8 protein-coding genes and 1 pseudogene are annotated in these 7,290 nt (G+C 59.7%); all 9 read right to left on the minus strand.

Annotation, left to right across the window (positions count from 1 at the left end; genetic code table 11):
- Positions 1 to 118: 118 nt before the first annotated feature.
- Positions 119 to 1,354 (minus strand): metal-dependent hydrolase family protein, encoded by a 1,236-nt coding sequence (locus tag J2857_RS30730; RefSeq protein WP_210013863.1) that lies wholly within the window; start codon positions 1,352 to 1,354, stop codon positions 119 to 121.
- Between the two features lie 21 nt (positions 1,355 to 1,375).
- Positions 1,376 to 1,840, minus strand: coding sequence for a GAF domain-containing protein (locus J2857_RS30735; RefSeq protein WP_210013864.1), 465 nt, complete (start codon positions 1,838 to 1,840; stop codon positions 1,376 to 1,378).
- Positions 1,837 to 2,748 (minus strand): branched-chain amino acid ABC transporter permease, encoded by a 912-nt coding sequence (locus J2857_RS30740; RefSeq protein ID WP_210013865.1) that lies wholly within the window; start codon positions 2,746 to 2,748, stop codon positions 1,837 to 1,839. The genes J2857_RS30735 and J2857_RS30740 overlap by 4 nt, the downstream gene beginning before the upstream one ends.
- The gene (locus tag J2857_RS30745; RefSeq protein WP_210013866.1) at positions 2,748 to 3,611 is read right to left on the minus strand and encodes a branched-chain amino acid ABC transporter permease; all 864 of its coding nucleotides are present in this window, start codon (positions 3,609 to 3,611) and stop codon (positions 2,748 to 2,750) included. Before J2857_RS30745 ends, J2857_RS30740 begins: the two co-directional genes overlap by 1 nt.
- Positions 3,612 to 3,618: 7 nt before the next feature.
- A complete protein-coding gene (locus J2857_RS30750) occupies positions 3,619 to 4,824 on the minus strand; it encodes an ABC transporter substrate-binding protein (RefSeq protein ID WP_210013867.1) in 1,206 nt (401 codons plus the stop codon).
- A 47-nt stretch (positions 4,825 to 4,871) separates the two neighbouring features.
- Complete coding sequence (locus tag J2857_RS30755) at positions 4,872 to 5,552, minus strand: ABC transporter ATP-binding protein (protein WP_306875747.1); 681 nt, start codon at positions 5,550 to 5,552, stop codon at positions 4,872 to 4,874.
- Between the two features lie 23 nt (positions 5,553 to 5,575).
- On the minus strand, positions 5,576 to 6,340 hold the full coding sequence (locus tag J2857_RS30760) for an ABC transporter ATP-binding protein (RefSeq protein WP_210013869.1): 765 nt from the start codon (positions 6,338 to 6,340) through the stop codon (positions 5,576 to 5,578).
- The gene (locus J2857_RS30765; protein ID WP_210013870.1) at positions 6,337 to 6,990 is read right to left on the minus strand and encodes a TetR/AcrR family transcriptional regulator; all 654 of its coding nucleotides are present in this window, start codon (positions 6,988 to 6,990) and stop codon (positions 6,337 to 6,339) included. The genes J2857_RS30760 and J2857_RS30765 overlap by 4 nt, the downstream gene beginning before the upstream one ends.
- 85 nt (positions 6,991 to 7,075) lie before the next feature.
- Positions 7,076 to 7,290, minus strand: a pseudogene (locus tag J2857_RS30770) (hypothetical protein); the annotation flags it as partial.

Genomic DNA, 7,290 nt, shown 5'->3' on the forward strand with positions numbered 1-7,290 from the left:
CGCGTGAAATTCACGCCGAAGCAATGATCGCGGGCTGTGCTCGATTAAGGCGACGCCACCCCGCTGTGAGCGGCTCCATGGCATTGACGGGCGGCAGCGAACAGCCGCCCGATCTGCATCAGGTCAGCGCGGTCTGCTTGACAAACCTCCCAGCCTTCATGATCAGCGGCATGTGCTGTCCCTGCCGGGTCAGCAGCGACAGGTCGTCCAGCGGGTTGCCATCGACGACGATCAGGTCGGCGAAGGCGCCGGGCGCAATTGTGCCGATCTTGCCTTCCATGCGCAGCAAGCGCGCCGCGATATGCGTTGCCGAGGCGATCACTTCCATGGCGGGCAGCACGCGGCCACGGATGACGAATTCTTCCGACTGGTGAATGTGCATGCCGCCGAGAAGATCGCTGCCATAGGCTATTTGCAGACCTGCATCGCGCATGATTGTCAGAGATTCCATACCCGCGAGGCGCACATCGTCTACTTTGGCAACGGATGCGGCAGGCAGCCCCATAGCAGGGCCTTCACTCGATAGTTTGTCATAAGTGACCAGCGTCGGGACGGCAAAAGCACCCTTTTCAGCTGCGAATTTCGCCGTTTCGCTCCCGATGAGATTGCAGTGCTCCAACGAGTGCACGCCGCATTCCACAGCACGGCGGATGGCTTGGTCAGTGTAGAGATGCGCCGAAACATAGGTGCCGGCATTTTCGGCTTCCTCGACGGTGGCAATGATCTCTTCACGCGAGAAGCCGAGGAAATGGATCGGGTCGGTCGGCGAGGACACACCGCCATTCGCCATGATCTTGATGAAATTCGCGCCGCTTTTCAGCTCTTCGCGGGCTGCCTTGCGCACCTCCGGTGCGCCATCGCAGATGCGCCCCAGCGCGCCTAGCGCAAAACCCCGCGTCCGCACCGGGTCATCATTATAGGGACCGCGATAATCGCAGTGGCCACCGGTCTGGGCCAGCGCCTTCCCGGAAATGTTCAGGCGCGGCGTGGGCCATGCCGCCTCAAGGGTCGCAGCCACCAGACCTGATGTCGCGCCGCCGACATCGCGCACCGTGGTGAAGCCACGGGCCAGCATTTCACCCATCAGTTTGAAGGCGCGCACAGTTATCAGCGCATCGGGCAACAGGCCGTTCTGGCCGAGATCGGCGGTGGAAGCGACGACATGCACATGGGCGTCGATCAGCCCCGGCATCAACGTCTTGCCAGCGAGATCGATGCGCTGCGCGGCATTGCTGGTGATCTTATTGCCGACTTCTCGGATGAAACCGCCTTCGATCAAAACCTGAACGGGTTCGGAGGGTCTGTCACCGGTGCCATCAACGATGCGGGCATTTTCGAAAATGATCGTGGTCATGAATGTATTCCTGGGAAATTTTTAGCGACGGCGCGCTTGGAGGTAGGCGGGGATCAACAAAGGCGCGAGGGCTTGTGCCTCTTGCAGGTGCTGTTCGGTATAGCCACCGCTCTTGTCGAGCAGGTTCATGGTGCCGATAGTCTCGCCGTTATAGACGACGGGAATATTGATCACCGCGCCCAGACCGAGGCTGAAAATCAGCTCATGATCGTAAAAGGCCCAGATGATCGCTTCGGGATCAGGACCGAGAAAGGCTTCCTGTCGGTCGATGACCTTCTCGCCCCAGGGGGTAGGTCCCATATGTTTGCGGCCGAAAACCGGGTAGGCCGTCTCGTTGGTGGAATAGACGCGGGCAACTTCATCGCCATCGCGGTACAGCAGCGTGAACAGGCCGAAACCGATGGTGCTCGCCAGATACTTTTCCAGCGCCTTGTAAAGAGTTTCGGGCTGTCCGGGGCTGGTGAGCGTCGAAAGAAGTTCGTTCATGGAGTTGTCTCTGTTTTCGGGGCTGGTGCGATATGTTCGGGCAGAATGCCCTGGGGGCGAAGATGCAGAACGCCCAGCAGCGCTACGCCGACGAGGATCTCGCGCACTGCCGCTACCTGTCCTGGCTGAAGGCCGGGGAACAGCTCTCCGAGGAAGCGCGTCGCCTCAAGGAAGAACACCACGAGATAGGCACCCGCCAGCCCGCCCAGCGGCCTGCCGACACCACCGGCGGTGACGGCGAGAAAGATATAGATGGTGATCAGCGGCTGGAAATGATCGGGCGAGATATAGGTCTGGAAATGCCCGTAGAGCGCGCCCGCCAGTCCGGCAATGGCTGCCGAAAGTGCAAAAGTCTGCATCTTGAAACGGGTGACATATTTGCCCGCGAAGGTCGCAAGCTCCTGGTCTTCACGGATCGCCTTCAGCACACGCCCGAAGGGCGAGCCATCAAGGCGGCGCATGGTCAGGAATACCGCCAGCACGATGATGCTGACAAGCCCGAGATAGAACATATTGAAACCGTTGATGCCAAGCTCGGCCCGGAAGGGTGCGGGAATTCCCGATACGCCATCGGAACCACGCGTCAGCCAGCGCTCGTTCAGCGCCACCATGCGTACCACCTCGGCAAAGCCGAGTGTGACGATGGCGAGATAATCGCCGCGCAGACGGATGGTCGCAAAGGTGGCGATGACGCCCGCCATAGCCCCGATGACGCAGGCGAGCAGCATGGCCAGCGGCAGCGGCATACCGGCAATCGACACCAGCGCCGAAACATAGGCGCCGACGGCGAAAAAGCCCGCCAGTCCCAGATTGACCATGCCGACGCCACCCCAGATGAGGTTGAGGCTCAGCGCCAGCAGGCCGTAAATTCCGCCCAGAGTGAGTGTAAAAATCAGATAGGACAGCATCAGATGTTCCTTTCACCTAGGATTCCCGCAGGCCGCAGCGACAGGATGAGCAGAATGGTGGCAAAGCCGACCGCCGAGCGATAGGTGGCGGGCAGGACCAGCACCGCCAGTTCCTCGCCGATGCCAATCATCACCGCACCGACCACCGCACCCGGTATGGAGCCAAGACCGCCAAGCACTGCTGCGGCAAAAATCGATAGGAGCAGGCGCGAGCCGGTCATCGGGTCGATGGCCGTATCGAGGCCGAGCAACACACCGCCGACGCCTGCAAGTCCCGCGCCGAGAACCACGGTGATCATGGCGATTCGCGAGGGGTCCATGCCCAGCAACCTGCCGAGATCCGGGTTGTCCGCCACGGCCCGCATGGCCTTGCCGAAGCGCGTGAAGCGCAGGAACAGGAAGACGGCTGCCATGATGGCGATGGCGATGGCCGCTGTCTGCACCTGTTGCGGGCCGAGCCGCAGGCCAGCGAAACGCCAGTCGCGGGCAATCGGCAGGTCGAAGCCCTGGAGATCGTTGCCGAAAATGAAGCGGATGAGATTTTCGAGAATGAGATTGACGGCAATCGAGGCGATGGCCACCGCCAGCGCCCCGGATGGCCTGAGACGGGCGAGTGCCGTCTGTTCTGCCACGAGACCAACGAAACCGCCCGCCGCGAAAGCGACGATTGCTGAGGGAAACACGCCAAGCCCCAGCCTGGTATTGACATACCAGGCTGCAAAAGCGCCGACTGTGGCATAGGCCCCTATGGCAAAATTGACATAGCGCAGTACAGCGAAAATCGCTGTGAGGCCGAGAGCGGGAATGGCAATCAACATTCCCGTCATCATTCCATTGAGTATTGCCTGAGCCACGGTCGTCATTGATGCCTCACGCTATCTTCAGAAGCTTCAGCTTGCCGCCTTCAACCTGTTCATAGCGGAACTGGCTGTCGGAGATATCGCCGGTGGCGGTAAAGTCGCATGGGCCGGAGGCGCCCTGGTAATTGATGGGCTTGCCGGCCGCGATCAGCTTCAGCCCGTCAACGGCGTTGTCGACCACGTCGCCGCCCTGGGCTTGCGATACCGAACGAATGGCATCGCGGATCGATTTGCCATCGGCAGCACCCGCTTTGGCAATCGCCATGATGATCAGATTGGCCTGATCATAGACCTGGGTCGTGTAGGGATCGGGGTTTTCGACGCCGATCAACGATACCAGGCGCTTGTAGGCGCTCGATGACTGGGCGGGCGATGGGGCGATGGTGTAGATGCCCTCGACGATTTCAGCCGGAACACTGTCAATCAGCTTCTGGTTCACGGAATAGGCGAAGGCGATTTTCTTGCCTTCGTAGCCGGAGCGGAAAATATCCTTGAGCAGAACCGTGGTATCGGCAGCATAACCGCCAAGCACGATAACGTCCGGCTCATAGGCCAGCATCTCATCGACTTCACTGCGATAGGACGGCTTCTTGTCGTCATAGATCAGCGATTTCGTTTCGCCGCCCGCAGCTTTTACAGCAGCAGTGATATTGTTGAACTGGCTCTCGGCAAACGGTGTCTGCGGCGAGAAGAAGAACAGTTTCTTCACACCCTGTTCGACCGCAAACTCGCCGAACTTGCGACCCTGGAGAATGGTGGTCGGCTGTGTGCGGATGATATAGCCCTGATGCGGCAGCGCGGTTATGGCGTCAGCGCCCGATACGGTGGCCAGCAATGTGCCGGATTCCCAGCAAATCGGTGCAACGGCCGTAGTGACGGATGAGGCCCAGGTGCCGAGAATGGCCGAGACCTTGTCGACATCCACCAGCTTGCGGGCAGCGCGTACACCGGCTTCAGGGTTTGTCTGGTCGTCTTCGGAGATGATCTCGATCTGGCGTCCGAGAACGCCACCGGCCTTGTTAACCTCGCCGGCCACGGCCTGGATGGCCTTGACCATCACCGGGCCGTAAGGACCGCCGGAGCCCGTTAGCGGTGTCAGCGCACCAAGGCGTATCGGTCCGCCCTGCGCCATGACGCTGTGTGGCAACAGGCCGGTTGCGGCCAGACCGGCAACGCCCCCCATGAAAACGCGACGGTTGATTGTAAAGCTGCTCATGCGTTGTTCCCTCTTGTTTTTGATCTCAAATGCCGGAAAGTCTGGTCTCAGCCGCCCAGAAACAGGCGGCGTATCTCGGGATCGGCGGCCAGTTCCTTGCCGGGGCCGGTCGCGGCGTTGCGCCCGGTCACGATGACATAGCCGCGGGTGGAAATTTCCAGCGCCTCCAGCGCGTGCTGCTCGACCATCAGAATCGGCAGGCCGGAATTGTTCAGCTCGATAATCGCCGCAAACAGCTCTTCGGCTGCTTTCGGTGAAAGCCCGGCTGTCGGCTCGTCCAGCAGCAGCAGCGCCGGTTCGGTCATTAGCCCCATGCCCATGGCCAGCAATTGCCGCTGCCCGCCCGATAGTGTGCGGGCCAGCGCCTTGCGCTTTCCCGCCAGTACCGGATAGCGCGCATAGATCGCCTCGCGCCGCGCCGTCGTGCCGGAGGGATTGCCGAAACTGGCGATTTCGAGATTTTCGGCCACCGACATGGTGCCAAAGACATTCTTTTCCTGCATCACGAAGGCCAGACCTGCCTTCGACCGGCCCAGCGCATCTTTTCTGGTTACGTCAGCGCCGTTCATGACCACGGTGCCGCCCTTGAGAGGCACCAGCCCGGCGATTGCCTTGAGAAGGGTCGATTTCCCCGCCCCGTTTGGCCCAATGATGGTAACGATTTCGCCCGCGTGCACATCGATCGATGCGCCTTTGAGAATTTCCTCGGCAGCTCCATAACCGGCCACAAGACCGTCAGCTTTCAACATGGTCAGTGCCTTCCCCCGAGATATGCTTCCTGAACCCGCTCGTCGGCGACCACGGCCTCAAAACTGCCCTCGGTCAGCTTGCGGCCTTCGGCCATGACGATGACCGGGTCGCACAGGCTGCCGATCAGCTTCATGTCATGCTCGATCAGACAGATGGTGACGCCCTCGGCGTTCAGACTGCGCAGATGATCAGCGATCTCTGCCGTCAGTGTCGGATTGACGCCCGCCATCGGCTCGTCGAGCAGCACAAGGCGGGGCTTTGCCATCAATGCGCGACCGATCTCGACCAGTTTCTTCTGGCCGCCGGAAAGGGCGGTGACGGGATTGTCGATGACATGGGAAAGGCGCAGACGCCGGGCGATGGACAGTGCTTCCTCTGCAAGCTTCTCCTCATGTTTTTGGCCAGCTTTGCTGCCGGCAAGGCTGGCCACCAGGCTCTCGCCGGGATGGTTCTGGCCATAGAGCATCAGGTGCTGGAACACGCTGAGTTTGGGGAAGCCGCGTGCGAGCTGGAAGGTACGCACCAGTCCCGATTCCATCCGGTCCTGCGGGCTTGCGCGGGTTATGTCGCGCCCGGCAAAGTTCACAGAACCTTTGTCCGGCATGTAAAGGCCGGAAATGCAGTTGAAAAACGTCGATTTTCCCGCACCATTGGGTCCGATAAGCCCGGTAATCGAGCCATCCATAACCTCCAGAGCGACGCCGTTCAGAACCCGGACGCCATAAAAACCGCGTTCGAGATTTTTTACCTGAAGGAGAGGCTTCATGGCCGTATCTCCGCATGCTGGGCAAGTGTTGAAAAGTAGGCCCTGACCTGTTGTTTCCAGAAGCTCAGGATGCCCTCGTAATAGGTAGAGTCCAAAGGTCGCAGAACAGTCTGGGCAATCATGCCGCGGATCAGACACATGGTCGCGTTCATCACGATGCGAACACTTACGGGATCGACGTTGCGATAGGTGGCCAATGCCGTCCAGATATCGTCCAGCCGGTCATGAAATTCATGGACAACGGGGATCAGCCCCTCGCGAAAACTGTCATTGTGGCGCGCTTCGGGGAGATATTCGAGCGTGACGTAAAACAGACGGTCGAACATCGTCTGCCAGAGGTAATCGACAATCTCGTCTGTCGAGCCGCCACCGGCGCCGAATGCCTCGGCGAAATCAGCCAGCCGCCTGTTGACGCTGGCCAGATGATCGGCCACGGCACTGGTGACAAGGTCTTCCTTCGTGCTGAAGTGATGGGTCAGCGCACCCCGTGAGACGCCCGCCTTGCGGGCGATTTCCGGGGTCGATGTCTTATTGAATCCGGTATCGTACAAAAGATCGATCGTGGCATCGAATAGCGCCTGCCGCGTCTCCTCCGAGCGTTCACTTTGCTTGCGCCTCGCCGTCCGCGGTGGTTTTTTCTCCGCTACCATGCGTCCCCTCGTGTCATTAAGACTACTTTTTGTGCATTGTTTTGTAGTGCCTCTATGAGAGGCATAAATTAAATCAACATGAAATTTACAAACAATCAAGTCTGTTTTTATCGTGCGCCTGCTTTTTAAACGCATGCCCGAGTTTCAACAGAGCTTCGACGAAGCAAGCAGCAGACACGAAGCAGAGGGAGAATATCAAGCTCGGCGAGACCGAGCGCGCGTGAGTCGATGCGTCGCTCGGATGGCGTCGCCTTAATCGAGCACAGCCCGCGATCATTGCTTCGGCGTGAATTTCACGCT

This window comes from Neorhizobium galegae, from assembly GCF_017877055.1.
In the GTDB taxonomy this organism is placed as follows: domain Bacteria; phylum Pseudomonadota; class Alphaproteobacteria; order Rhizobiales; family Rhizobiaceae; genus Neorhizobium; species Neorhizobium galegae_D.